Origin of the sequence: Polyangium sp. 6x1, assembly GCF_029946515.1 — a bacterium.
Lineage (GTDB): Bacteria > Myxococcota_A > Polyangia > Polyangiales > Polyangiaceae > Polyangium.
The window spans coordinates 180,185-205,284 of sequence record NZ_JARZHH010000002.1; the positions used below are offsets into that span (position 1 = coordinate 180,185).

The window sequence follows — 25,100 nt, forward strand, 5'->3', positions numbered from 1 at the left end:
CGGGGGAGGGTGGATCGATGGACAAGGACGACGTCGCGCTTTTCGCGGGCACGCTGCCGGAGGCGGCGACGGCCGTGGAGCCATCGCAGCTCGTGGAGCGGCTCTTGCCGGGGACGCTATGGACGCGAGAGCTCACCGTCCTTGCGGAGGAGCTGATCCAGGCATGGGCGCAGCGCGAGGGCTTCGACTTCACCGGCCACCTCATCGACACCGATCCGAGGAGCATCGACGATCCGGTGCGCATTCTCGATGTGCGCGCCTGGGAGAACGTTCGTACCGTGCGCACCTGGTCGAGGTCCGAGCTCGTCAAGCTCCTCCGCCTCGTCCCCGCGCTCTTTGCCCGTTATTATCCTGAGATTCCCGCGGCCCGCGCGCTCCTCCCGGGCTACGACGGCTTCGATTTTCACGCCTTCGGCCGCCTTTACCGCGAGAAAGTCGCCCGCGCTTTCGAGCACCTCAGCCTCCTCGGTTTTCCCCCGGACGCCCTCCGTCAAAAGGACGCCCGCGGCGACATTCGCCTCGCCGATCTCTTCGTCCCCACGCGGTTCATCACCGACGATCGTGATCGGAGAAACCCGACGCTCGCCGAGCTCCTCAAGCGTGGCAGCTCCGCCCTCGTTCTCGGCGACCCCGGCATGGGCAAAACCACGCTCCTCGCGTTCCTCTCGCTCTTGCATTCGGATCCGAGCGTCACCCTCGAAGGGTATCGAGCCCCGCCGTGGCGCGTCCCTTTTTTCGTCTCCCTGCGCGAATACGCCCTCGAATCGCACAAGTCCGAGCTCTCCCTGATCGATTTTCTCGCCGCGCGAGCGCACTCGGACCATTCTCTCCCGAATGCCCATCCCGCGTTTTTCGAGGCCACGCTCCGGATGGGCGAGGCCATCGTCCTTCTCGATGGACTCGACGAGGTCGGCTCCTCCACCACCCGCAGCCGCGTCGCCAAGGCCGTCCGTGAATTCCGCGCCGCTTATCCTCGTTGCCCTGTCTGGGTCACCTCTCGCATCCACGGCTACACCGCCGACATCGCGCTCCCTCGCATCGAATTCGAGCACCTCCGCATCGGCCCCCTCGCCGACCCGGACATCGACCGCTTCATCGATCGCTGGTACCGCATTCAGATCCGCGAAAACGACCGCCTCCGCGAGAGCCAGCAAACCTCGCTCCGCCGCGCCGTCTTCCGCACCGCGCAGGTCCGCGCCCTCGCCACGAACCCGCTCCTCCTCACGCTCATGGCGTTCGTCCACCGCTTCCTCGGCCATTTGCCCCAGGAGCGCGGCGAGCTTTACGAAAAATGCGTCGACATGCTCCTCCGCACCTGGCTCGACGCCAAGGAGCGCCCGGAAAAACACGCCTTCGAGCGCCGCGGCCTCCCCATGGAGCTGCCGCGCGCGTACCTGGAAAAACTCGCCCTCCACGTCCAATCCCGCGCCACCGGCGCTGACGTCCGCGGCCTCTTCTCCCGGGACGACGCCCTCGATTTTCTCACGCAGCTCCACCGCGAGCGCGCCGAGGACGAGGAGCGCGACCTCTCCTACGACGTCGCCCACGCCGAAATGCGCGATTTCATCGATTTCGCGTGCGACCGCATCGGCCTGCTCGTCGACCGCGGCGGCGGCAAGCTCTCCTTTTTGCACCTCACCCTCCAGGAATACCTCGCCGCGTACGCCGGCAGCTTCGACGTCGACCACGAGGACGAGGGCCAGTTCGTCCGGGAACACCTCGGCGAAGGCGCCTGGGAAGAGGTGCTCCTCCTCCGGTGGTACGTCCTCGCGAAGAAACGCGGCGAACGCCGGCGCAAGCTCGTCCGTGATCTGCTCGGCGAGATCGTCGACGAGCTGACCAAGACGCCCGAGCATCCGGGCTGGCTCACGCTCGGCCGCGCCATTCGTGACGGCCTCGTCTCTCGCGAGCGCGACCGCCGCGTCATTCTCTCGGTCATCGTCTCCCGCTGGGCGCAAAAACCCGCCTTCTCGGGTGACATCTTCGTCGTCCTCGACGACATCTGCGAATTCGGCGACGCCGATCTTCGAAGCGAGCTCCGCGCCACCTGCGCCGATCTCCAGGAAAAGGGCAACGCCGCCGAAGCCCTCGCCGCCCTCCACCTCGAAGGCAAGCTCCTCGGTGACCTCTCCGGCGCGGCCGACCGCATTCGCGCCCGCCCCGACCTCGCCGACCTCTTGCCCGACCTCGTCGTGTTCCGCGACGAACCCACGCTCGGCACGATTCTCGACGAGCGCTCCACCGTCGATCACTGGGCCACGGCGCTCGCCGCGCTCGGCGGCACGGCCGTTTATCGCACCACGCTCGGCTGGCTCACCGGCCTCTCCGAGGCCCCGGTCCCCTCGGAGGCCCCCTTCCTCGGCGCCGCGCGCTGGCTCCGCGACCGCATCCGCGCCGAAATCAGCTCGCGCCTCGCCTACACCGAGCATTACCCCGAGCGCGTCCATTTCCTCCTGCAATCACCCTACGGCTGGCGCCTCTCCGACTGGACCCATACCCTCGCGTCGCCGCTCGCCTTCCGCAAGATCCCGCAGGCCGTCTCCGCGCTCCCGCAGCCCGCGCCGATCACCACCACCCTCCGCCACCCGAAGCTCGCCCGCGACCGCATGGGCGACGCCGACCTCGTCGAGGTCCCCATCATCGAGCGGATGGTCCGATTCAACCAGGACGCGCTCGCCGCCTTCCCCCAGGGCGAGCCCATTCCCGAGGACGCCGTCCACCGCATGGCCGTCTCCTTCGTCCGCACCGTCGTCCGCACGTTTGCCTGGAGCTTTCCGCGCTCCTTCACCGGCAACCCGAAGCCCACGTTCGTCCGCGAATTCGTCCAGTCCCTCGGCCGCGACCTCCGCAGCGACATCCTCCGCTCCTTCGGCCGTGCATTCGCGCAGAACTTCGTCCGCGATTTCTTCCGCTCCCTCGGACGCTCGTTCTTGCGCTCCTTCGGCGCCGCGGTCGGCCGTGATTTCGTGCGGGACCTCGTGCCCGCCCAGGATCGCCGTCGTTATGCCGCGCTCCTCGGAAACGAGGGCGCCTCGGCGGACGCGCTCGACTGGGAGGCCCGCTGGGATCAGGCCCTCGGCCAGGAATCCCACGTCGCCCGCGTGATCGAACAGGACGATTTCTGGTGGCTCATCTACATCCACCGCCCGCGGCTCGGCATTCACGCCGAGGCCCGCCCGCCCCATTTGACGTTCGACCTGAAAAACCCGCTCGCCCTGCCCGTGCTCCTCGCCGACGTCGGCACCCTCGCGGCGAACGAGTGGCTCTTTGCCTTGAGCCGGCACCTCCACGTCCACCCGTCCGACGAAAAATCCTCGGACGAGGCCTGGGAGACGTGGCTCGATCAGAACCCGGTCGACGCCTTTTGGGTCGCATTCGCCTGGGACGAGCACGCCAAGCTCCTTCGCCAGCACCACGGCCGCCTCGACGGCCCGGTCGGCGCGCTCGCGCTCGCCCACGCCGATTACGCGTCCCTCATGACGGGCTTCGACCTCGTGGCCACGTGTCCCACGTGGAAAACCCTGCTCGACGAAGCCGGCCCCGCAAAGGTCGCCGCGCTCCGCGTCCTCGGAGCGACGCCCGCCTCTGCGCCCTCCTCGGTTCCCGCTCCCGCGCCCGTTTCCCCCTCCGTCCCCCCGCCCGAGGCCGCGCCGCTCTTCACGTGGCTGCACCTCTCCGACCTGCATTTCGGCCTCCCCGGCGCGGGCGACCGCCACAACCAATCGCAGATCCTCTCGATCCTCCGCGACGACCTCTCCATCCTCGACGGGAAAAAGCTCCCGCGCCCCGACGCCATCCTCGTCACCGGCGACATCGCCTGGAGCGGCAAGCCCGATCAATATGCCGAGGCCTCGAAATGGCTGCTTGACGTGGCCCAGCGCCTCGGCCTCGCCAAAGACCGCATCTTCGTCGTCCCCGGAAACCACGACGTCGATCGCAGCATCGACGCCGATCGCACCGTCAAACGCCTCCTCCGCGGCCTCCGCGGCGGCGACGACGACCTCGACGAGGCCCTCGAAAGCGGCGACGACAAGGACCTCCTCCGCCGCCGCCAGGCCGCTTACCTCGCGTTCGCCGCCAATTTCGCGCCCGCCTGCCGGGACCTCTTCTGGTCGAGCACCGACACCACCCGCGAAGGTCTGCCCCTCCGACTCATTGGCGTGAACACCGCGCTCCTCGCCGCCGGCGACGACGACGCGCGCAAATTACGCCTCGGCCAGCGCCAGCGCGCCCTCCTCAACGACGCCGCGCGTGAACGCGAGCTCGTCCTCGTCCTCGGCCATCACCCGCTCGAAGACGATTGGCTCGCCGAGCAGCGCGACCTCGCCCGATTCCTCGGGAGCCGCGCCCACGCCTACCTCGCCGGCCACGTCCACGACGCGAAGAGCGAGCGAATCGTCACGGGCGGCGGCGCCGACGCGCTCCGCATCATCGCGGGCGCGGTCTACGGCGGACGCGAGCGCGACATCCCCCACGGCCACGCCTACAGCGTCACATCCATTCACCGCGCCCCGACCGGCGCCGTCCTCCGCGTCCATCCGCGCCGTTTTTCCTTCAAGAACTACGACTTCCGGCCGGACATCGACAGCACGGACGAGGGCCGTCCCTATGCGGAGCACCCCCTCGCCCGATTGTCGCTCCCCCCCGCGGGCCCGCGCTTCGTCCGTTGAGCCCGCCGCCCTTCAGCGTCACGGGATCCATGGGCCAGACGCCTCGTCCCGCCGTCCCGGACGCGGACGCTTTGTACACAAAGCGCATCTTCTTCTGGCTCGCCGCGCGCAACGATCGTAAGCGACGGTCCGGATGACGCTCAAGGAGAACATCGGGAAGGACCACCTCCGCTACGACGCGGCGGCGGGGCTGGTCGTCTTTCTCGTCGCGCTTCCGCTCTGCCTCGGCATCGCGCTCGCGTCCGGGGCGCCGCTGCTCGCCGGCCTCGTCGCCGGCGTCGTCGGCGGCATCGTCGTGGGCTTCGTTTCAGGCTCGGACGTCAGCGTCAGCGGACCGGCCGCGGGCCTCACGGTCATCGTCGCGACCGCGATCCACTCGCTCGGCTACCAGGCGTTCCTCGCCGCCGTCATCGTCTGCGGCGTCCTGCAGCTCGCCTTCGGCTCCCTCCGCCTCGGCGCCGTCGCCGACTACGTCCCCACGGCCGTCATCAAAGGCATGCTCGCGGCCATCGGCATCGTCATCGTCTTGAAGCAGATCCCGCACGCCCTCGGCCGGGACCTCGACTTCGAGATGGACATGCGCTTCATCGAGCCCGACGGCAAAGAGAACACCCTCTCGTCCATCGTGAAGTCGGTCCTCAGCGCGAGCGGCGGCGCCGTGGTCATCTCGGCCGTCTCGCTCTTCATCTTGCTCACCTGGGACAAACTCGTCGTCCCGCGCGGAAAGATCTTCAAGCTCATCCCCGCGCCGCTCGTCGTCGTCATCGTCGGCACCCTGCTCAACGAGGCGTTTCGCCTCGGCACGAAGGGGTTTCACCTGAAGGGCGAGGACGGCCACCTCGTCTCGCTCCCGATCCTCAGCTCGCCCGTGGACATCCTCGGCGAGCTGCCGCGCCCGCTCTGGGAGGCCTTCAAGGATCAACGCGTCTACGTCACGGGCGCGACGCTCGCCGCGGTCGCGAGCCTCGAATCGCTCCTCGCGCTCGAAGCCGGGCAGCGGCTCGATCCGTACAAGCGCATCGCCTTGCCGAACCGCGAGCTCGTCGCGCAGGGCCTCGGCAACATCACCTCGGGCTTGCTCGGCGGCCTGCCCGTCACGTCGGTCGTCGTGCGCACGAGCGCGAACGTCTATGCCGGCGGCCGCACGCGCTGGTCGACGATCCTCCACGCCTGCCTCCTGCTCGCCGCGGTCCTCTTCCTCGGCCGCGTCCTCAATCGCGTCCCGCTCGCCGCGCTCGCCGCCATCCTCATCGTCATCGGCTCGAAGCTCGCGCCGCGCTCGCTCTTTCAGCAGATGTGGCGCGAAGGCCTCTCCGTGTTCGTCCCGTTCCTCGTGACGATCCTGGCGATCGTGTTCACCGACCTGCTCAAAGGCGTCCTCATCGGCCTGGCCGTCGGCGTCTTCTTCGTCATTCGCACGAACTCGCACGCGGCGATGATCGTGGTCTCGCAGGACAACTACTGGCTCTTGCGCTTCAACAAGGACATCAGCTTCGTGCACAAGGCGGAGCTCAAGGAGAAGCTCGCGGCGATCCCCGAGGGCACGACGCTCATCGTCGACGGCACCCGCGCCCTGCACATCGACAGGGACGCGTTCGAGGTGCTCGACGATTTCGTCGAGAACGCGAAGTTCAAGGACATCAAGGTCGAATTCAAGAACCTGCGTGGAAAGCGCCCGGACGGGGAGCTCCTGCCGGTGAGGAAATCGTGATGGACGCGTACAAGAAGCTCCTGCTCAGCAACAAGGCCTGGGTCGCCGAGAAGCTCGCCATTCGTGCGGACTTCTTCGAGCGCACGGCGACGACCCAGACGCCCGCCTTCCTGTGGATCGGCTGCTCCGACAGCCGCGTCCCTGCCGAGTCCGTCACGAGCACCGAGCCTGGCGAGCTCTTCGTGCACCGGAACATCGCGAACCTCGTCGTCCACACCGACCTCAACATGCTCTCGGTGCTCCAGTACGCCGTCGAGGTGCTCGAGGTGAAGCACATCATCGTCTGCGGCCATTACGGTTGCGGCGGCGTGCGCAACGCGATGACGAACCGCTCCTTCGGCCTCATCGACAAGTGGCTCCGCCACATCAAGGACGTCTACCGCGCCCACCGCCGCGACCTCGAGACGCTCGCCGACGTCGACAAGCGCCTCGACCGCCTGGTCGAGTTCAACGTCGCCGAGCAGGTGCAGAACCTCGCCGAGACGAGCTTCGTCCAGCACGCCTGGGCGCTCCACAACCGCCCCTCGCTGCACGGCTGGGTCTACGACATTCGCACCGGCTTCCTGAAAGAACACGCGCACATGAAGCCGGGCACCCCGCTCGAGGACATCTACCGCTTCGACTTCGACGACGTCCCGCGCTCGGGCTCGTGAGCGCGCGAAGGCAGGCCTTGCTCCTTCGCCAGCCGCTCGGTACGGTCGGCCCTCATGACGACCCCCGCTCCTGCCGTGCGCCCTCAGAGCCAGAGCACTGTCGCGGTCCCCATGGCGGCGCGCGCGCCGTCCGGCCGCCTCGCCGTGCTCTCCGCGGCGGCCATGGGCGCGCTCGCCATCCCGCTGCCGATCCTGCCGGACCGCATCGTGACGCGCCTGCGCGGCGCCCTCGCCCATGACACGGCCACGCGCCACGGCATCAGCCTCACCTCGGACGCCCGCGACATCCTCGCCAACATCGACAGCGAGCAGAACGCCGGCCGCGCCATCGCCCGCAAGGCCGCCGAGACCATCGGCTTCGCCATCCTGAAGCGTGGCCTCGGCCCCCTCGGCGCCATCACGAACGTCGCCCGCGCCCTCGAAGTGTTCGCCTTTGGCCACCTCTTCGACCGCTACATCGCCCAGGCTCGTCGCACCGGGGCCGTCCGCATCCACGGCGAAGAAGCCCGCAAGATCCGCGCGACCATCGACCGCGCCTTCCTGCACGCCTTCTCCCCGATGCTCCGCCCGACGCCGATCACCATGCCGGACTCCGTCGAGGATCTCCGCGACGAGTTCACCCGCTGGATCGACACCGCGATCCTCACGGGCGCCTCGCTGCCGAGCTACGTCGAGCGGCGCCTCGAAGCCGCCTTTGACGAGGTCGCGAGCCAAGATGGTTGAGCGCGACGCGGCCTCCTCGTCCCCTTCCCGCGCGATCCTCGCCAAGACCCGGCGCGCCATCCTCAAGATCGGCTCGAAGAGCCTCACCGGCGACGCGTGGGACCGCCTCGCCCAGGACGTCGCTGCCTACCGCGGCCACCGCTCTGGCCGTGGCGGCGGGCGCAGCGTCGTCATTGTCTCGAGCGGCGCGATCGCGCACGGCATCCAGAAGCTCGGCTTGAAGAGCCGCCCCAAGGACATCGCCTGGCTCCAGGCCGCGGCTGCCGCCGGCCAGAGCATCCTCATGCAGCGCTACGAGGAGGCGTTCGACAAGGTCGGCATCCCCGTCGCGCAGGTCCTCCTCACGCACGCCGACCTCGCCGACCGCGCCCGGACGAACAACGCGCGCGGCGCCCTCGGCGCGCTGCTCGAAGCCGGGTGCGTCCCGATCATCAACGAAAACGACGCCGTCGCGGTCGAGGAGATCAAGTTCGGCGACAACGACCAGCTCGCGAGCATGGTCGCGCCGCTCGTCGACGCCGACCTCTTGCTCCTGCTCTCCGACGTCGAGGGCCTGCTCGACGCCGAGGGCCGCCGCGTCCCCCTCGTCCGCAGCATCGCCCACGAGGCGCGCCCGCTCGCCGGCGGCTCGACCTCGGGCGTCGGCACGGGCGGCATGACGAGCAAGGTCGAGGCGGCGCGCCGGGCCACGCTCGCCGGGGCCCACGTCGTCATTGCGCACGCCCGCGAGCCGGGCATCCTTGGCCGCGTCGTCGCGGGCGAGGACGTCGGCACCTTCTTCCCGGCCGTCCACCAGCGCCTTGGCGCGCGCAAGCACTGGATCGCCTACACCTTGCGGCCTCGCGGCGTGATCCTCGTCGATCGCGGCGCGGCCGAAGCCATCTGCGCGAAAAACCGCAGCATCCTCGCGGTCGGCGTGCTCGGCGTCCGCGGCACGTTCCAGCCGGGGGACGCCGTCTCCGTCGTCGACCCGGACGGCCGGGAGATCGCGCGTGGCCTCTGCCGGCTGTCGCAATCCGATGCCGCGCGGGTAGCTGGGCAGAAGCGGGAAGAGGAAGGCGAGGAGATTGTGGTCATCCATCGGGACGACCTGGTCGTGCTTCCGTCCGAATAGCCACTTGGGTTACAGTGCTGGGACTATTTCGAAGTCCTGGCCGATGTCCCTTTTCAACCAGCGTCCTTTTTGGTTTCCGGCCGTTTGGCTTGTCGCGCTCGCGGCGCCGGGGGCGGCTGCGCAGGCCCCGCCCGCGGGTTCGACAACGGCGCCCGCGCCTTCGACAACGGCGTCCGCGCCTTCGACGACGTCGTCCGCGCCTTCGACGACGTCGTCCGCGCCTTCGACAACGCCGCCCGCGCCTTCGACAACGTCGTCCGCGCCTTCGACAACGTCGCCCGCGCCTTCGACAACGTCGTCCGCGCCTTCGACAACGTCGTCCGCGCCTTCGACAACGTCGCCCGCGAGTTCGACAACGTCGTCCGCGAGTTCGACAACGTCGTCCGCGCCTTCGACAACGTCGTCCGCGAGTTCGACAACGTCGCCCGCGAGTTCGACAACGTCGCCCGCGCCCATTGCCCCCAAGCCCGCGCCAGCCCCGGGGCTGACGAAATTCCAGGTGCAATCGCACGCTTACAGCGGCCTGCGCTGGCCGGGGTACACCGTGGGGGCCAGCATCCGCGGCGGCGGCGGCTTGTACGGCTCCTCGCTCGGCCAGGGCAATGCGCTCGTCACTGGCTACCGCTTCGTCGAGCGCGGCGGCTTCATCTCCGGCCTCGTGGTCGGCGGCATCTTCTACCTGCTCGGCGCGACCGTCGCGAGCATGCCCGACTCCGTCAGCACGTCGACCAGCACGGAGACCCGCACGAACCAGTACGGCCAGAGCGAGACCGTCACCACCACCACGTACACCGGGACCTACAACCGGAGCCCCGAGGCACGGCAGGCCACCCTCGACGCGGCCGAAGCGAGCGCCAAGGGCCTCATCGCATATCGCCAGCAATCCTTCGAGCTCGACGTCTACACCCGCGACTGGTTCGGCTCCGATCTCGGCGACGCCCGCGGCTACCGCATGAACTTCCTCTTCACCGTGTACACGGGAAAGCGCTTCATCATCGAGGGGGGCTTCGGCTTCGGCGACGTGAGCGCGATCGTCCCGGGCAAGGACATCCTCGTCGAGGAGAAATACATTGGCATTCCGATCCGGTTCATCGTCCCGTGGGGCCCGCTCTACGCGCAGGCCGCGCTCGATTTGAACTTCCGCGGCCTCGATTTCGGTGCGCTCTCGGAGGAGGGCGAGGTCCGCCAGGTCGACGGCCGGTCCATGACCGTCGACCCAGTGCGGCCGATCCCGCTGACCTTATCGATCAATGCGATGTTGTGGCGGCTCCACCTCTCGGTGGGCGTCGAGACGGCGCGGCCGTGGACGGGCCAGTTTGGATATGTCGCCACGGCGGGGGCGAGGTTTTGACCATGAGACTTCGCATGCGATGGCCTCACCCGATCGCCGCCGCCTCGGTCCTCTTTACCGCCCTCGCGCTCGCGCCCGACGCGGCGCGCGCCGACGACGACTGGAGCCCGCGGGACGAGTATTCGCTCGACGACAACTTCTCGCTGGCCTACGGCCTCGGCACGAGCCATTTCGCGAGCGTGGGCATCGTCTACATGCCCGGCTCCATCGTCGATTACGAGGAAGACGAGCAGAACCCGCCGATCTCGGGCACCGGGTCTTTCACGGTCGCTGCGGCCGTCCTCCCGCTCCCCACGCTCTTCGGGGGCATGGGCGGCATGGAGGCGGATTTCTCCATTGGCTTTCCGGCATTCAAGTCGTACTTCGGCGGCTTCGGCGCGAACCTCGGGCTCGTCGTGCAGCCGATCTCGTTCCAGCACCTGCGCGCGAGCCTCGCCGTGGGCGGCGGCTTCAATGCCCACGGCTATGGCTACCTGAAGCCGCGCATCGCCTTCACGATCGTGCCCGGCTACGTCGACGCCGATGCCACGTACCGCTGGATCCCCGATACCGCGAGCAACATCTTCGGCGGCCGGGAGGACGGGCTCGAGGACGAGGGCTTCGGCGAGCACAAGCTCCGCGCCTCCTTGTACGTCTCGTTCCGACCGAGGACGGGCAACCGCGAGGAGGATTTCGGCAAGGTGGGCGTGCACCTCTTCTACGAATACACCCGCGTCAGCGGCGACGAGGAAGAGCTCGCCCGCGTCCGCATCCGCCCCGGCGACTACATGAGCTTCGGCCTCGCGGCGGCGCTCTGAGTCGTGGGTGTCCCGGACACCTCCGACGAATCCTTCGAAACCCGGGAACCGACCCTCCCGAGCGCTGTCCGTCACACCATGCGCTCGGGCCTCCTCTTCACGAACGGCATCTTCCTCGCGGGCATCCTTGCAGTCCTGACCATCGGCCCCGGAACCCAGTCGAAGCGCCTCCTGCCCGCCGACGCCACCCCGGCCACCGAGACCCCCGTCGACATGGCCGCCCTCGAATCGGCCGCCTCGCTTTCGCCCACCGTCGACTCCATCGTGGCCCTCGCCTCCGCGTACGTCGACCGCGGCCAGCCCGGCCTCGCGAGCGCCGTCATTGAAAAGGCCCCCCGCGCCATCCAGCTCGATCCCCGCGTCGCCGATGTCGCCGCGCGCGCCCTCTTTCACCGCGGGCGGGCGCGCCAGGCCCTCGCCGCCGTCGAGGACGCGCTCGACGCGTGCGACGCCGACGCCGTCGCGTGCCGCTCGTGGCAGGTCGCCAAGGCCCGGCGCCAGGCCGCGTTCCTTCAGGAAGTCGTGGCCGCGGGCGTCGAGGATCCCATGGCGGATCCCGCCGCCGTCCGGGCTGCGTACGAGCGTTCGACGCAGAAGGTCGGTCTTGTCGCGATGCGTTGACGCTGCCGGGGGCGCGTGCGTCACCTGACGCAAGACGCACCCAAGGAAAATAGGGCGGCGTTGTCGGATGCCCCATCGGCGCCGCCATGTCACGATTCTTTTTCTGGTTCGTCTCAGGAAGCGATGTTTGTGAGCCATCGTCGCTGCGTACTCGGGAGGCGATCGCAAGCGTGCTGAACCGACGCGACCCACGCTCCTCCCCGCCCTCCTCCCTCGGCGCCCGCCTTTCGGGTGGGCTGCCTTGGGCGACCGTCTTCGTCTCCACGTCCCTCCTCATCGGCTGCAGCCAGCCCACCAAGCGCCCGATCGCGATGCCCGCATCGCACGGTCAGGCCGAGGAGCGCCCCTTCATCTTTCAGCCGCCCGTGGACCTCGACGTCGAAAACAAGGTCAACGCGGTCGTGCGTATCGTGGGGGATGTGACGTGCACGGGCACGCTCATCGCGGAGGACCTCGTGCTCACGGCGCACCACTGCGTCGCGGAGCGCGGCGCCGACGGGCAGGTGCAGAATCGCGACAAGGATCCGGAGAGCCTCACCATCGAGCTCGGCGGCGACGACCTGCCCTGGGGCGAGGTGAAGGTGCGCGCGATCGTGAGCCCGGATTGCGGCTACGCGTGGGGCGAAGGCGACATCGCGATCCTCGTGCTCTCGCGAAAGCTCGTCGGCGTGCCGACGCTGAGCCCGCGCATCGAGGAGGCGCCCGCGTCGAACGAGACGATTTACCCGATCGGGTTTGGAAGGTGCGCACTCTCGCACGCCCCGATCCACCGCATCGAGCGCGTGGGCGGGCCGATCGGCAAGGTGCGCAGCGGCGATTTCATTGCGGTCGCCTCGGTTTGCCCCGGCGACTCGGGCGGACCGGCCTACAGCCCGAAGCGGCAAGACGTGGTCGGCGTGGTCTCGGCCTCCGTGATGGATGGCGACGACGCCACGGCGGCGCCCTCGATCTTCGTGCGTCTCGACGCATGGCGTGAGCTCTTCAGCGCCGCCAAGGAGATCGCGAACGGCACGAGCCCGAGCGAGCTGCCGCCCTTCCGTAGCTGCCAACGCTGAGAGGGCGGCTCTGAGCTTCGCGCGCGGGCGCGGGATGCTCGCCCCTCGGGCCGCACCTGCGATACGATCCGCGCTTCGATGCAGAAATTCGGCAAAGCGTTCGGCTACACCGTCCTCGCCCTCGTGGCGGTCTTCGTGCTGCTCCGGGTGCTGCTCTTCAAGACCTGGACTGTGCCCTCGACGCTCCGTCTTTCGGCGTCGGTCGCCCCCACGCTCGACGGCGGGGATTTCGTCCTCCTCTTGACCCGGGGCACGCCGGGCTTCGGGGACCTCGTCCGCTGCAAGGACCCCGAAGACCCGACCCAGTACGTGGTCGGCCGCATCATCGGCGTCGAGGGCGACAAGATCGAGATCGCCGGCCGCAACGTCGAGATCAACGGCAAGCGCTACAACCCCGTTCAGGCGTGCCCGGCGCGCAAGTACAAGACCTTGCACCCCAACACCGAGGCCGAGGTCGAGCTCGAGTGCGGCGTCGTCGAGATGGGCGGGGGGTGGCATTACCGCGGGCAGACGAAGTCCAAGACGAGCCCCATGACCTTCAAGGCCGAGGTGGGCGAGGGCATGGTCTATCTGCTCAGCGACGACATCGACCTCTACGACGATTCTCGCGAGTTCGGTACGCTGGAGCGCGCTTCGTGCAAGGAGCGCGTGGTCTTCCGGTTCGTCGGCAAGAACGGCTGGGGGGACGAGGATGCCCGGATGACTGTCATCCGATGACCGGGATCCGATGAGGCGCTCGTCCGGATCCTTGTTTGCTTGACCCTTCTCGCGATCGCCGTCTAGAACCGGGTGTCCCCGAGGAACGACGTTGGGCAACGAGCAGCACGAGATAGGCATCGTTTGCGGTCAGTGCGACACGTGGAGCCCCATGGGCGCCGCGAGCTGCACTGCGTGCGACAACGATCTGGCCCTGTTCGGGAGCCGGCAATCCGTGCTGCCGACGCCGCCGCCGCCAGCGCCCGTGCGCCCGGCGGTCTCGGCGCGCCCCGCGACGACGCCGGCGCCGCCGCTTCCGCGGCCCGCTGCGCTGTCGCCCGCGACGAACCCCGTGGGACCTCGCCGCGCCCCCGTGGCCGGCGCCGTTGCCGCGCAGAAAACCCCAGCACGAAGCGAGTTCGCGGACCTATCGCAGGAGGAGCTCATGGAGCAAGCCCGTAACTACGTCTGCCGTTCCTGTTCGAGCGGCGTCCCCTCGGGCCACAAGTTCTGCGGGAGGTGCGGGACCGCGGTCCCGCTCGAGATCATGAACGCGCAGACGCTCTTCTTCGGGGACATGCAGAACCCGGCGAAGGCGAAGCTCATCTTGATCCGCGGCGAAGGCATGGATGGCCTGAGCTTCCACCTCAAGGCCGAGCAGCACATCGTCGGCAGGAACGGGCAGCTCGTCTTCCCCGACGATCCGTTCGTCTCTCCGAAACACGCGAACTTCTTCTACCGAGACGGCAAGCTCGTCGTGCGCGACGAGGGCTCGCTGAACGGCGTCTATATCCGCGTGCGCGGCACCGTCGACATCGTCCCGAGCGATACGTTCCTCGCGGGCGAGCAGCTCTTCCGGCTCGATGCGAGCCCCAAGCCCTCCGACGGGCAGGACCCGGACGGCACGTACTTCTATTCGTCGCCGAAGCACCCGAGCCCGTTCCGGCTCACGCAGATCCTCCAGGGCGGCGCGGTCGGCATGACGGTGTGCGCGCGCGGTTCGTCGCTGCAGATCGGGCGTGAAGGCGGCGACCTGAACTTCCCCGGTGACCTCTACATGTCCGGCTCGCACTGCCGGATCGAGGAGAGCGCCGGGAAGTTCTCGCTGACCGATCTGAACAGCCGCAACGGCACGTACGTGCGCATCAAGAGCGAGCGCGAGCTCGGGCACGGCGACTACCTCTTCATCGGCCGCAAGCTCCTGCGCGTCGAGCTCAACACGAACTAGGCGGGCTGCTCGTGACGACGAAGACCCCTCGGCCGCTTTGCTTCGCCGATGCATCCGGCGGCGCGCTCGCGGTCCTCGGCGCGGCGGTCGCGCGCGCGCTCGGATACACGGATGCAGTGGCGGCGACCTCGGGCGATGCGTCGCCGCTGCCCGCCGAGGTGCCCGCGGTGCTCGCGGAAATCGGCCTGGAGACGCCGTCGGTCCTGAAGCTCGACGACGCGCTCGCGAACCCGCACGCGGTCGTGTGGCTGGCCGATGGTGCGGCGCCGGTGGCAGATGCGCGGGTGTTGCCGTGCAAGCTCATGCCAGCGGACGCGGGCGAGCTCGAACGGATGTCGACGGCGCGGATCGTGCGGGATCGAATCGAGCGGATGCTCGAGGTCGAGCAAGCGGCGAGCTAGTCAGCGCTTGCGGTTCGCGCGGAGCCGCGCTTCTTCCTGGTGCGCGGCGATCGTGTCAGCCACGGAGAACGCGGCCTTCACGGCCGTGGTGAGCGCGCGCAGGACCGGCTCGGGGATCAGCGCGATGAGCCGTTCGAGGTCCACCGGGCCGTCCGTGTTCGGGACGTAGCGGTCCATCAGCTCGGCGAAGAGGTCGTACTTGCGCGAGAGGTCGTCGAGCCGCTTGCGGAGCGCGTTCGCCTCGTCGCCTTGCGCGTCGCCGAGCAGGCCGAGCGCGCGGCGCGAGAGGGAGCGTTTGTCCTGCACGACGCGGCGCAGGCGCGCGAGGTAGGCGCCGATGATCACGTCGGGGTACTTGCCCCGCAGCGTGTACGAGTCGTGCCGCGCGCCGGACTCGCGGCGGCGCTCGATGATGCCCGCGGCTTCGAGGCCGCGCAGGTTCGCGAAGATGTTGCTCTTCGAACGACCGAGCTCCAGCGAGAGCTCGTCCATCGAGCGCGGGCTGTCGGCGAGGTAGAGCGCGGCGACGACCTGCCCGCCGAGCCGCGTGATGCCCGGGAACGAGGCGGCGATCTCCGCGCCCACGCCTTCGAGCAGCGCCTGTCGCGCGGCGACGACGCGTTCGTCGGGGGCGCTCGTTTCTCCGTCCGGGTCGGGCCTGCGAGGGGTCATCGCGGGCGCCAATGTAGCGTCAGGAGTCGTCCATGCACAGGGACGCGTGTTTGCCGCGCGGCACGCCCTGGATGAAGTCGACGGGGCAGCCGAAGTCGAGGACCGCGCCCGAGGGCTTCTTGAGCATCTCGCCGATCTCGATGGCGCTCGCCGCGGACCAGTCCCGCGCGCCGTCGAAGCGGGCGCGGATGATGCCGTTCTTGTCGATGACCCACGTCTCGGGGAAGAGCTTCGTGCCGTACTTGCCGCCGACGACGTTCGAGTCGGCGTCGAAGAGCACGGGGAAGGGTGCGTCGCCGTCGAGCAGCACGCGCAGAAGGTCACGCACCTTCGTGCGGTCCTCGTCGATCGTGACGGTCAGGAGGACCATGTCCTTGCGGCCGTGGAGCACGCGCGCGAGCGTGGCGAGCGAGGGCATCTCCTCTTTGCAGGGGCCGCATGTCTCGGTCCAGAAGTTGAGGAAGACGACCTTGCCGCGGAACGACGAGAGCTTGACGGGTTTGCCGTCGAGGTCGGGCAGCTCGAAGTCAGGCGCGAGCCGGTCGCGGCCGGCGTACGCGGGGCCGAGGCCACACATCGCGGTGCAGCTCGCGCGGACCTGATCGTTCTTCGCGGCCGTGACGAAGCCGAAGACGGCGAGGGCCGCGGCCACGATGAAGACGATCTGCAGGAGCGTGGACGACTTCATGCCTCGACCTCCATAGCGCAAGGGCGCGCCTTCGCCCACAGGCTCACGGCGCATCCTCGCGGATCAGCCGCAAGAGCCGCGCCTCGTCGACGCGGTGTTTCATGATTTTACGCCCATCGAGCTCCATGACGGGCACGTCCCAATCGTAGGCGGCGCGCTTCTCGGCGGGGGCCTCGTGATCGAGGTCGACGACGACGAGCTCGAAGGGCTCCGTGAGGCGCACGCGTTCGAGGGCCTCTTTGGCCACGTCGCAGAGGTGACATTGCACCCGCGTGTACAGGGTGACCGTCTTCATGCGCTGGCGACGATGGAGAGGCTCTTCTTCGGCTTCTTCGGGGTGAACGCCTCGAACGCGCGCTTGTAGGCGGCGAAGGTGCCGCCCGCATGCACGGCGTCGAGCACCGCGCGGCCCTCGGCCTCGCCGCCTTGCGCGAGCACGGCCTCGACCCAGGCCCACTTCGCGCTCGTCGAGCGCACGTCGGCCCGGCCCTTGAGCCCGCGGCGCAGCCGTTCGAGACGCGCGTTGACGACGTCGATGCCCGCGAAGGGCGCGTGCGCGAGCGGCGTGTTGCGCTTCGGGCAGAAGGGCGCGATGCCGAGCGCGATGGGGACTTTTTGCGAGAGCTCGGTGACGAAGCGGACGCACTCGTCGACGTCGACGTCCTCCTCGCCGGGCACGCCGATCATCAGGTAGAGCTTCATGCGCGGCATGCCGTGCTTGCGCGCCATCTCGGCCGCGCGCTCGAGGTGGCGGACGCGCGCGCGCCGGTCGAGGATCTCGCGCACGCGCTCGCTCGTGCCGTCCATCGCGGTGGTGAGCGTGCGGTAGCCGGCGAGCTTCAGCGCGCCGACGAACTCGTCCGAGAGCTTGTCCGGGCGCAGGCTGGAGAGGCCGACCTCGCAGCCGCGCTCGGCCAGGGTGCGGACGATCTCCACGATTTTCGGGTGATCGCTGACTGCGGCGCCGACGAGCCCGATGCGGCGCGCGTCCTCGGGGATGAGGCCGAGGATCTTTTCCTTGGGGACGATGCGCATGCCGCCGTTCGTCGAGCGGCGCATCACGCAGTAGGCGCAGCCGCGCGAGCAGCCGCGCTCGGTCTCGATCAAGAACATGTTCGAGAGCTCGGTGTCGGGCGTGCGGATCGGCGCCCACGCGGGGAGCAGCTCGTCGTCGCACTGCGCGATGCCGGGCATGGAGGCGCCGTGGCGCGAGGGGACGAAGACGTGCGGGGTCTTCGCGAGCAGGTCGAGCGCGGCCTCGCGTGAGGGCGTGTCGCGCAGGATGCGAAGCACCTCGACGGCGAGCGTGTCGGCCTCGCCCATGACGATGGCGTCGGCGAAGGCCGCGAGCGGGAGCGGGTTCGAGTTCGTCAGCGGGCCGCCTGCGAGGATGAAAGGATCGCGGTGCGATCGTTCTTCGCGGAGCGGCGCGATGCCCGAGGCTTCGAGCAAGCGGATGAGACCCGCCGTTTCGAGCTCGTAGGCGACGCTCATGGCGATGACGGGGTAATCGCTGAGCGGCCGGAGCGACTCGTACGTGAGCGGGACGGCGCGCGGCCCGTGGTCGTCGTCGGGCAGGAACGCGCGATCCGCGGCCATGTCGGGCTCGTTCTGGATCGACTTGTAGATCTGGAGGAAGCCGAGCGAGCTCATGCCCGTGCGGTAAGGCGACGGGTAGGCGAGCGCGATGCGCCAGGGCGCGTGTTTGTCGAGGCGGCCGACCTCCTCGGCGAGCCGCCGCCGGATGGTCGCCACGGTGACGTCACGTGACATTCGGGAAGAGACTCCTTCAGCAGGCTCGGAGGCGCAAGCGATCCCAGCCGATTTCCTCACGGAAAGACCCGAGATCCCCGCGTCAGCGGGCGGAGGGGCGTGCGAGGTGTACGGCCTCGCCGTTGGTCTCCCAGACGACGTCGCCGCCCCGGTCGGTCCGGGCGATGGTGATGGCGCGGGCGCGGAGCGAGGCGAGGACGCCGGGATCGGGGTGGCCGTAGCGGTTGCGCACGCCGGAGCAGACGAGGGCGACGCTCGGGCGTACGGCGTCGAGGAAGGGCGGCGTCGTGGAGGTGCGGCTGCCGTGGTGGCCGAGCTTGAGGAGATCGGCGCGGAGCGCGGCGGGGTGTTTTTCGAGGAGCGCACGTTCGGCGGCTGCTTCGGCGTCGCCGACGAGGAGCGCAGAGTGCTTGCCGTAGGTGATGCGCAGGACGAAGGAGTTGTCGTTCGCGCTCTCGTCGGGGACGAACCCGGGGCAGGGGGCGAGGACCTCGATCGTGGCGCCGCCGATCTCGTGTTTGCCGCAGAGCGTGTCGGGCCTGCGAAGGGGAATCTTACGGTGGCGTAGATTCGCGAGCATCGCGGCGTACGTGGGACCGGCGCCGTGGTCCTCGCCCTGGCCCGTGTCCCAGAGCTCGCCGACGTCGATCGCGGGGAGCGTGGAGACGAGCCCGCCGAAGTGGTCCGGGTGCGGGTGCGAGAGGACGACCACGTCGACGCGCTCCTTGCGAAGCGCGCGCAGCACCGGGAGCACGACGCGCGTGCCCGTGTCGACAGGGCTCCCCATGAAGCCGCCGCCGTCGATGAGCATGGTTTTCCCGTCGGGCAGATCGACGAGGATCGAATCCCCCTGGCCCACGTCGAGGGCGCGGACGCGGAGCAGGCCGCTCGAGCTGCCCGCGTGCGCGGCGGCCTGCTCCAGCACGAGGAGCGCGGCAACACCGAGCGCGAGCGCCACGGCGCGCCGCCGCGCGTCCTTCGCGAGGGCCGCGGCGAGCGCGGCGACGGCCACGGCCGCGAGCTGCGAGGGCGTGGGCGGCGGGAAGGTGACGATGCCACCGAGATCACTCGTCACGCGGGCGACCGCGCGCACCACGACCAGCGCGCCCGAGCCGAGGAGGGCCGCGCCACGCTCGACCGGAGGCGCCCACGCGAGCGCGGCGTGCAGGAGGCACACGGGCAGCGCCGCGAGCTCGCCGATCGGCGCGGCGACGAGGTTCGCGAGGATGCCGAGCAGCGGCAAGGAAGGCGTCATCATCGCGAGGAACGGCGTGCAGGAGGCCATCGCGGCGAGCGTCGTGGCGATGGGGCGCAGCACGGCGCGGACGAGCGCGGGGCCTCGTACGAGTCGTTCCGCGATGGGTCGATCGAGGCCGAGCAGGCCCGCCGTCGCCGCGGCGGAAAGGACGAACGACGGGTCGCTGCCGACGAGCGGGTCGAGGATCGCCGCGAGAAGGAGCGAGCCTCCGAAGGCACGCACGCCGCTCGGGCGACGGCCGAGCGCGCGCACGAGCATCACCACGGAGAGCATGCCCGCGGCGCGCAGGGCCGAGCCGCTGCCACCCGCGAAGTCGGCGTAGAGCCACGACGTGGGGATCGCGAGCGCCGCGGAGATGCGGCCGACGTCGAGGCGCGCCGAGAGCGGCGTGACGCGCAGGAGCAAGGCGCGCGCGGCGGCCGCGAGGCCCGCGACGGCGAGGACGAGGTGCGTGCCGGAGACCGCGAGCAGGTGAGACAAGCCGCTCCGGCGAAAGGCCTCGTTGTCAGCATCGTCGAGATCCGTCTCGCCGAGGACGAGGGCGCGCGCGAGCGGCTCGGCCTCGGGGTGGAAGGTCGACTCGATGCGGCGGCGCACGTGGGCGCGGGCGCGATCGATCCACGCGCCGATGCCCTGGCCACGGGAGAGGCGTTCGAGATCGACGAGGCCTCCCGACGCGGCGACGCCGCTCCGCGCGATGGAGGGGCGCGGGTCGGGCAGGCTCTCGTTCAGGAAGAGATGGACCGGGGCGAGGTCCGCGACGAGACGCACGCGATCGCCACGCGCGAGGTCCTCGGGCGCGCCGTGGAGCCGCGCGCGGAGCGGCCCTTCGAGCGGGCCCCGCTCGCAAGCGCCCTGGAAAAACTCGACCTCGATGCGAGCCTCGCCGCGTTCTTCCCCCGGAGGCCCGGGTTCGCCGCGCTGCACCACCGGCGAACGCAGCACGATGGCTTCTCCTTCACATCGACCTGGAGGCCCGAGCGCCTCGGTCACGCGCGCGTGCAAGGCCGCGGCCTCGTCGATCGCCGCCCGGGCGCGCAGCGCGCCGATCGCGAGGACGATCGCGAGGCCCGCGAGCGCCCACCGTTCGAGAGGACGGCGCAAGAGGAAGAGCGAGATCACGGCCGCGAGCGCGGCGGGCAGGGGCGCGCGCGCCAGGGCGGATCCCGCCGCGAGCGCGAGGGCGGTGAGCAGCAGCTTGTCGGTCACGCGCCGCGATGCAGCAAGCGCCGGGCCGGCCTCGAATCCGCGGGAATTCCGCGTGATTGCTCACGCCAACACCCCGGCGCCGCCATGGCGGGCCCTTGGCGCCGCCACCTTGGCGAAGGTGCGTGGTCCGCCCTCTCCCCCACGTCATGCAATCGGATTGCAGGATTCCGCGCCGCGTAAAACTCGCGTCGAGGGTGCATCGAGACGCACAGAGAACGCGTGCGCGTCCGGGGGCGCCTTCCTACAATGGCGGCTCTCTTGCGCGCGCTCTCCCGAGCGCATCGTGGTGCGCGCGCCCATCGTCCCCCCTGGAGGTCGTTGATGTCCCCGTGTATGCCCCGCGCTCGTCTTGCCTTGTTCCTTGGCGCTTTCGCGCTCGTCGCCGGCTGCGGCGACATGTCGCAACCTGCGCCCGAGGGCGCCGTCGGCGAGGCGGAGCTCGACATCAGCGGCGGCTATGCGGATGACAAGGACACCGCGGTCGTCGGCATTTACGCGACGAACCTCGGCGGCATCTGCACCGGCTCGCTCCTCGCGCCGAACATGGTGCTCACGGCGCGCCACTGTGTCTCGCAGATCAACAACAACGATGGCTCCGTCGCGTGCGGCATCACCAAGTTCTCCCCGCCCGCCGCGGCGAGCAGCTACCTCGTCACGACCGGGCCCGAGCTCTCGCAGAACCCCGCCGATTACCGGGTCACCAAGGAGGTCGTGCTCCTGCCCGCCGGCGACGATTTCTGCGGCCAGGATCAGGCGATCCTGATCCTCGCGGAGAACATCCCGGAGGCGGAAGCCAAGCCGCTCGTGCCCCGCATCGACGATCCGCTCGTCGCGGGCGAGAAGTACTCCGCGATCGGGTTCGGCGCGACGGACGGCGCGGGCAACGGCGCCGGCGCGCGTCGGCGCCGCGACGACCTCACCATCACCTGCGTCGCCGAGGCGTGCCAGGACGGTCAGACCAAGGTGACCGAGTGGATGGGCAACGCCGGCGTCTGCCAGGGTGATTCCGGCGGTCCCGCGATCGATGCCAAGAACCGCGTCATCGGCGTGACCTCGCGCGGCGGCTTCAACTGCTCGACCCCGATCTACGGCTACCTGAAGGGCTGGGATCAGTGGATCAAGGACACGGCCCTCAAGGCCGCCGAGATGGGCGGGTACACCGCGCCCGCGTGGGCGACCGGCGCGCCCACGAACCCCGACTACACGTATACGCCCGGCGACGCCTGCAACGAGCCCGCCGACTGCGCCTCGGGCCGCTGCGTGAACGACGGGAGCGAGCAGTACTGCACGCGCCTCTGCAACGAGAAGGCGCCTTGCCCCGACGGCTGGTACTGCGACAGCGACAGCAACGGCGAGGGCGTCTGCTTCAAGCAAGAGGACGGCGGCTGGAACGAGGAGGATGACGGCCCCGAGCTCTCGAACGACAGCTCCTGCAGCGTGAACGCCGACCCGACGAAGCCCGTGCCCTGGCGCGGCGGCATCTTCGCGCTCGCGCTCGTCGCGCTCGGTCTGCGGCGCCGTACGCGGTGAAGCGTCGCTCGTTCACCCTCGCGCTCGTCGCGCTCGCCTTCTCCGCTTGCTCGCGGGGCACCGGCAAGGACAAACCTCTCCGCGTCGTCTCGCTCTCGCCGAGCACGACGGAGACGATGTTCGCGATCGGCGCCGGAGGCCTGCTCGTCGGGCGCTCGCGGTACTGCGATTCCCCGAAGGAGGCCGAGGCATTGCCCGCCGTCGGCGGCTACGCCGATCCGAACGTCGAGGCGATCGTCGCGCTCGCGCCCACGCTCGTCGTCGGCGCGCGCGGCCCCGCCGGGCCCGTGCTCGAAGAGGGGCTGCGCGCCCACGGCATCGATACGTTTTTCCCCGAGACCGAGTCGCTCGACGGCATCACGAGCATGATCGTCGAGCTCGGTCGCCGCGTCGGCCACGAGGCCGAGGCGAAGCGCGTCGCTCAAGGCATCGAGGACAAACGAAAAGCGCTCGCGGCGCAGATCGCGGGGAAGCCGAAGAAACGCGTGCTCTTCGTGTTCGACGTGTCCCCGATCGTCGTCGCCGGCCCCGGCAGTTTTCCCGATGAGCTCGTGCGCCTCGCGGGTGGCGAGAACGTCATCACCCGCGGCGGCGCGTACCCGACGATCGGCCTCGAGCACTTGCTTGCGCTCGATCCGGACGTCCTGCTCGACGGCGCCTCCGACATGCGCGCCACGAAGACGCTGCGCGAGCGCGTGGAGAACACGCCCGGCTGGCGCGAGCTCCGCGCCGTCCAGAAAGGCCAGATCCGCGTCGTCGGCTCGGACGTCTTGCGCCCCGGCCCCCGCATCGGTGATGGACTCTTCGCCGTCGCCCGCGCCATCCACGGCGAGGACCTCGCGCCCCCACCATGACCCGCTCGCCCGCCCGCGTTCGCGCCGATGCCCTCCTCGTCACCCTCGGCCTCGCCGAGAGCCGCGCCCAGGCGCAAGCCCTCATCATGGCCGGCAAGGTGAGCTGCGCCGAAACGCGCGTGGACAAACCCGGCGCGCTCGTCGCGCCCGACGCGCCCCTCCGCGTCGCTGCCCCGCCGCGCTTCGTCTCCCGCGGCGGCGACAAGCTCGACCACGCGCTCACGTTCTTCGCGGAAAAGGGCCTCGACGTCGCCGGCCGCCGCGCCCTCGACGTCGGCGCCTCCACGGGCGGCTTCACCGATTGCCTGCTCCAGCGCGGCGCCGCGCTCGTCGTGGCCGTCGACGTCGGTTACGGCCAGCTCGCCGAGAAGCTCCGCGCCGATCCGCGCGTCGACGTCCGCGAGCGCGTGAACGCGCGCGACCTCGGCCGGAGCGATCTCCCCGCGGGGGTCGACCTCGTCGTCGTGGACGCATCGTTCATCGGCATCGGCAAGCTCATCGGGTCGATCGCGGCCTTGCTCGATCCGGGCGCGGACCTCGTCGCGCTCGTAAAGCCGCAGTTCGAGGCGGGTCGGGAGGCTGCCTCGCGGGGACGGGGCGTCATCCGGGATGAAGAGACGCGGAGCGCCGCGATCGCCGCGGCGCGTCGGGCCGTCGAAGAAGGCGGATTCGAGGTCGTGGCCGAGGTCGACAGCGCGGTCCACGGGCCGAAGGGCAACGTGGAGCGGTTCGTCTGGGCGCGCCGCCGCGCCGGCTGATCCCGAGGCTGCGCGCGCTCGGGGCTGACGACATGCGGCGATGATGGTACTCATCGGCCGGCACGGGGCATGTGCGCGATTTCGCGGCCCTGACCGGCGAGGAGAGGTCGATGCTCGGACGACGGGGTTGGGTGATGACGATCGTGGCCCTCGGCGCGAGCGCGCTGGGGCTGGCCGCGTGTTCCACCCAGAAAGACACGCCTCAGAAGGATGCCGCGGGCAAGGATCCGAGCGTCCCCGCGGTGGTCGAGCCCTGGAAGGTCGGCGCGTACCTGAGCCTGTCGGGCGCCGAGACGCAGTTCGGCGCGGAGACCAAGGAAGGCATCGAGCTCGCGGTCGACGCGGTCAACAAGAAGGGCGGCGTGAAGGGCCGGCCCGTGAAGGTCTTCTACGAGGACGACAAGTCGAACCCGCAGGAGACGAACAACAAGGTCCTGCAGCTCATCACGCGGGACAAGGTCGTGGCGCTGCTCGGCGAGGTCGCCTCCTCGCGATCGACGATCGGGGGCATCGTCGCGAACAAGCACAAGGTCCCGATGATCACGTCCTCGGCGACGGCGCCGGAGGTCACGCAGATCGGGCCCTTCGTCTTCCGCGTCTGCTTCACGGACGACACGCAGGGCCAGATGGGCGCCGAGTTCGTGGTGAAGACCATGGGCAAGAAGCGCATCGGGATCCTCTACGCCTCCGACGACGTCTACTCGTCGGGCCTCGCGGCGCAGTTCCGCGACGCGGCGAAGAAGCTCGGCGGCGAGGTCGTCGTGGAGAAGAGCTTCATCAAGACCGAGACGAACTTCACGACGTACATCAACGAGATCCGCGACGCGAAGCCCGAGCTCGTCTACGCGCCGATCTACTACAACGCGATGGTCCCGATCGCGCGCCAGGCCAAGGCCGCGGGCATGCCGGGCAGCACGTTCGTCGGCGGCGACGGCTGGGACGCCGAGACGCTCTTGCAGGACGCGGGCGAGGAGATGGAGGGCGCGTACTTCACGAACCACTACGCGCCCGATGTCCCCTGGCCGAACGCGCAGCTCTTCCTGAAGGCCTACAAGGAGCGCTTCAAGCGCGATCCGTCGAGCCTCTCGTCGCTCGGCTACGACTCGGCGCAGCTGCTCTTCGACGCCATGGGCCGCGCCAAGGGCGACACGCCCGAGGCCATCCGCGACGCGATCGCCGAGACGAAGAGCTTCGCCGGCGCGACGGGCACGATCTCCATCGACCCGAACCGCAACGCGGACAAATCCATCGTGATCGTGCAGATCAAGAACAAGAAGTTCACCTACTTCGCGACGGTGAACGACAAGGCGGCGGCGAAGCCCTGAGGCGCGAGGTCGG

Annotated in this window: 22 protein-coding genes; 16 read left to right on the top strand and 6 right to left on the bottom strand. The window is 69.6% G+C overall.

Going from position 1 to position 25,100, the window contains the following annotated elements; all coding sequences use genetic code 11:
• The first annotated feature begins 17 nt into the window (after positions 1–17).
• The 5 genes from QHF85_RS03645 to proB all read left to right on the top strand — a co-directional run bounded on the left by QHF85_RS03645 (position 18) and on the right by proB (position 8,871).
• The gene (locus QHF85_RS03645; protein WP_281325626.1) at positions 18–4,670 is read left to right on the top strand and encodes a metallophosphoesterase; all 4,653 of its coding nucleotides are present in this window, start codon (positions 18–20) and stop codon (positions 4,668–4,670) included.
• Between the two features lie 133 nt (positions 4,671–4,803).
• Positions 4,804–6,381, top strand: a complete 1,578-nt coding sequence (locus QHF85_RS03650) for a SulP family inorganic anion transporter (protein ID WP_281325627.1) — start codon at positions 4,804–4,806, stop codon at positions 6,379–6,381.
• Entirely contained in the window at positions 6,381–7,034 is a 654-nt protein-coding gene (locus QHF85_RS03655) for a carbonic anhydrase (RefSeq protein WP_281325888.1), read from the top strand. Before QHF85_RS03650 ends, QHF85_RS03655 begins: the two co-directional genes overlap by 1 nt.
• A 54-nt stretch (positions 7,035–7,088) precedes the next feature.
• Entirely contained in the window at positions 7,089–7,757 is a 669-nt protein-coding gene (locus QHF85_RS03660; protein WP_281325628.1) for a hypothetical protein, read from the top strand.
• Positions 7,750–8,871 carry a glutamate 5-kinase gene (proB, locus tag QHF85_RS03665; RefSeq protein WP_281325629.1) on the top strand — a complete coding sequence of 374 codons (1,122 nt, stop codon included), beginning with the start codon at positions 7,750–7,752 and terminating at the stop codon, positions 8,869–8,871. The genes QHF85_RS03660 and proB overlap by 8 nt, the downstream gene beginning before the upstream one ends.
• A 9-nt stretch (positions 8,872–8,880) precedes the next feature.
• Here the strand turns inward: proB and QHF85_RS03670 are convergent, their stop codons facing one another.
• Positions 8,881–9,327 carry a hypothetical protein gene (locus QHF85_RS03670; RefSeq protein WP_281325630.1) on the bottom strand — a complete coding sequence of 149 codons (447 nt, stop codon included), beginning with the start codon at positions 9,325–9,327 and terminating at the stop codon, positions 8,881–8,883.
• 43 nt (positions 9,328–9,370) lie between these two features.
• Here QHF85_RS03670 and QHF85_RS03675 point away from each other — a divergent pair, with 43 nt between their 5' ends.
• The 7 genes from QHF85_RS03675 to QHF85_RS03705 all read left to right on the top strand — a co-directional run bounded on the left by QHF85_RS03675 (position 9,371) and on the right by QHF85_RS03705 (position 15,020).
• Positions 9,371–10,222 (top strand): hypothetical protein, encoded by an 852-nt coding sequence (locus QHF85_RS03675; RefSeq protein WP_281325631.1) that lies wholly within the window; start codon positions 9,371–9,373, stop codon positions 10,220–10,222.
• A 14-nt stretch (positions 10,223–10,236) separates the two neighbouring features.
• Positions 10,237–11,019, top strand: a complete 783-nt coding sequence (locus QHF85_RS03680) for a hypothetical protein (RefSeq protein ID WP_281325632.1) — start codon at positions 10,237–10,239, stop codon at positions 11,017–11,019.
• A 78-nt stretch (positions 11,020–11,097) separates the two neighbouring features.
• Positions 11,098–11,640 carry a hypothetical protein gene (locus QHF85_RS03685; RefSeq protein ID WP_281325633.1) on the top strand — a complete coding sequence of 181 codons (543 nt, stop codon included), beginning with the start codon at positions 11,098–11,100 and terminating at the stop codon, positions 11,638–11,640.
• Between the two features lie 311 nt (positions 11,641–11,951).
• A complete protein-coding gene (locus QHF85_RS03690; protein WP_281325634.1) occupies positions 11,952–12,695 on the top strand; it encodes a trypsin-like serine protease in 744 nt (247 codons plus the stop codon).
• A 78-nt stretch (positions 12,696–12,773) separates the two neighbouring features.
• A complete protein-coding gene (lepB, locus tag QHF85_RS03695) occupies positions 12,774–13,412 on the top strand; it encodes a signal peptidase I (protein ID WP_281325635.1) in 639 nt (212 codons plus the stop codon).
• Between the two features lie 91 nt (positions 13,413–13,503).
• The gene (locus tag QHF85_RS03700; RefSeq protein WP_281325636.1) at positions 13,504–14,619 is read left to right on the top strand and encodes an FHA domain-containing protein; all 1,116 of its coding nucleotides are present in this window, start codon (positions 13,504–13,506) and stop codon (positions 14,617–14,619) included.
• A gap of 11 nt (positions 14,620–14,630) precedes the next feature.
• A complete protein-coding gene (locus QHF85_RS03705) occupies positions 14,631–15,020 on the top strand; it encodes a hypothetical protein (protein ID WP_281325637.1) in 390 nt (129 codons plus the stop codon).
• Here QHF85_RS03705 and QHF85_RS03710 read toward each other — a convergent pair whose 3' ends face one another.
• The 5 genes from QHF85_RS03710 to QHF85_RS03730 all read right to left on the bottom strand — a co-directional run bounded on the left by QHF85_RS03710 (position 15,021) and on the right by QHF85_RS03730 (position 20,620).
• Positions 15,021–15,692, bottom strand: coding sequence for a MarR family transcriptional regulator (locus tag QHF85_RS03710; RefSeq protein ID WP_281325638.1), 672 nt, complete (start codon positions 15,690–15,692; stop codon positions 15,021–15,023).
• 19 nt (positions 15,693–15,711) lie between these two features.
• A complete protein-coding gene (locus QHF85_RS03715) occupies positions 15,712–16,380 on the bottom strand; it encodes a TlpA disulfide reductase family protein (protein ID WP_281325639.1) in 669 nt (222 codons plus the stop codon).
• A gap of 43 nt (positions 16,381–16,423) precedes the next feature.
• A complete protein-coding gene (locus QHF85_RS03720) occupies positions 16,424–16,675 on the bottom strand; it encodes a glutaredoxin family protein (RefSeq protein ID WP_281325640.1) in 252 nt (83 codons plus the stop codon).
• A complete protein-coding gene (locus QHF85_RS03725) occupies positions 16,672–18,153 on the bottom strand; it encodes a radical SAM protein (protein ID WP_281325641.1) in 1,482 nt (493 codons plus the stop codon). Before QHF85_RS03725 ends, QHF85_RS03720 begins: the two co-directional genes overlap by 4 nt.
• 82 nt (positions 18,154–18,235) lie before the next feature.
• Positions 18,236–20,620, bottom strand: a complete 2,385-nt coding sequence (locus tag QHF85_RS03730) for a DNA internalization-related competence protein ComEC/Rec2 (protein ID WP_281325642.1) — start codon at positions 20,618–20,620, stop codon at positions 18,236–18,238.
• Positions 20,621–20,974: 354 nt separating this feature from the next.
• On the opposite strand from QHF85_RS03730, the gene QHF85_RS03735 reads away from it, so the two are divergent.
• The 4 genes from QHF85_RS03735 (at position 20,975) to QHF85_RS03750 (ending at position 25,087) form a co-directional block, all read left to right on the top strand.
• Positions 20,975–22,150 carry a S1 family peptidase gene (locus QHF85_RS03735; protein WP_281325643.1) on the top strand — a complete coding sequence of 392 codons (1,176 nt, stop codon included), beginning with the start codon at positions 20,975–20,977 and terminating at the stop codon, positions 22,148–22,150.
• Positions 22,147–23,004: an ABC transporter substrate-binding protein gene (locus QHF85_RS03740; RefSeq protein ID WP_281325644.1), complete on the top strand. Its 858-nt coding sequence runs from the start codon at positions 22,147–22,149 to the stop codon at positions 23,002–23,004. Before QHF85_RS03735 ends, QHF85_RS03740 begins: the two co-directional genes overlap by 4 nt.
• Positions 23,001–23,762: a TlyA family RNA methyltransferase gene (locus QHF85_RS03745; RefSeq protein WP_281325645.1), complete on the top strand. Its 762-nt coding sequence runs from the start codon at positions 23,001–23,003 to the stop codon at positions 23,760–23,762. The genes QHF85_RS03740 and QHF85_RS03745 overlap by 4 nt, the downstream gene beginning before the upstream one ends.
• 110 nt (positions 23,763–23,872) lie before the next feature.
• Positions 23,873–25,087 carry an ABC transporter substrate-binding protein gene (locus QHF85_RS03750; protein WP_281325646.1) on the top strand — a complete coding sequence of 405 codons (1,215 nt, stop codon included), beginning with the start codon at positions 23,873–23,875 and terminating at the stop codon, positions 25,085–25,087.
• Positions 25,088–25,100 lie beyond the last annotated feature (13 nt).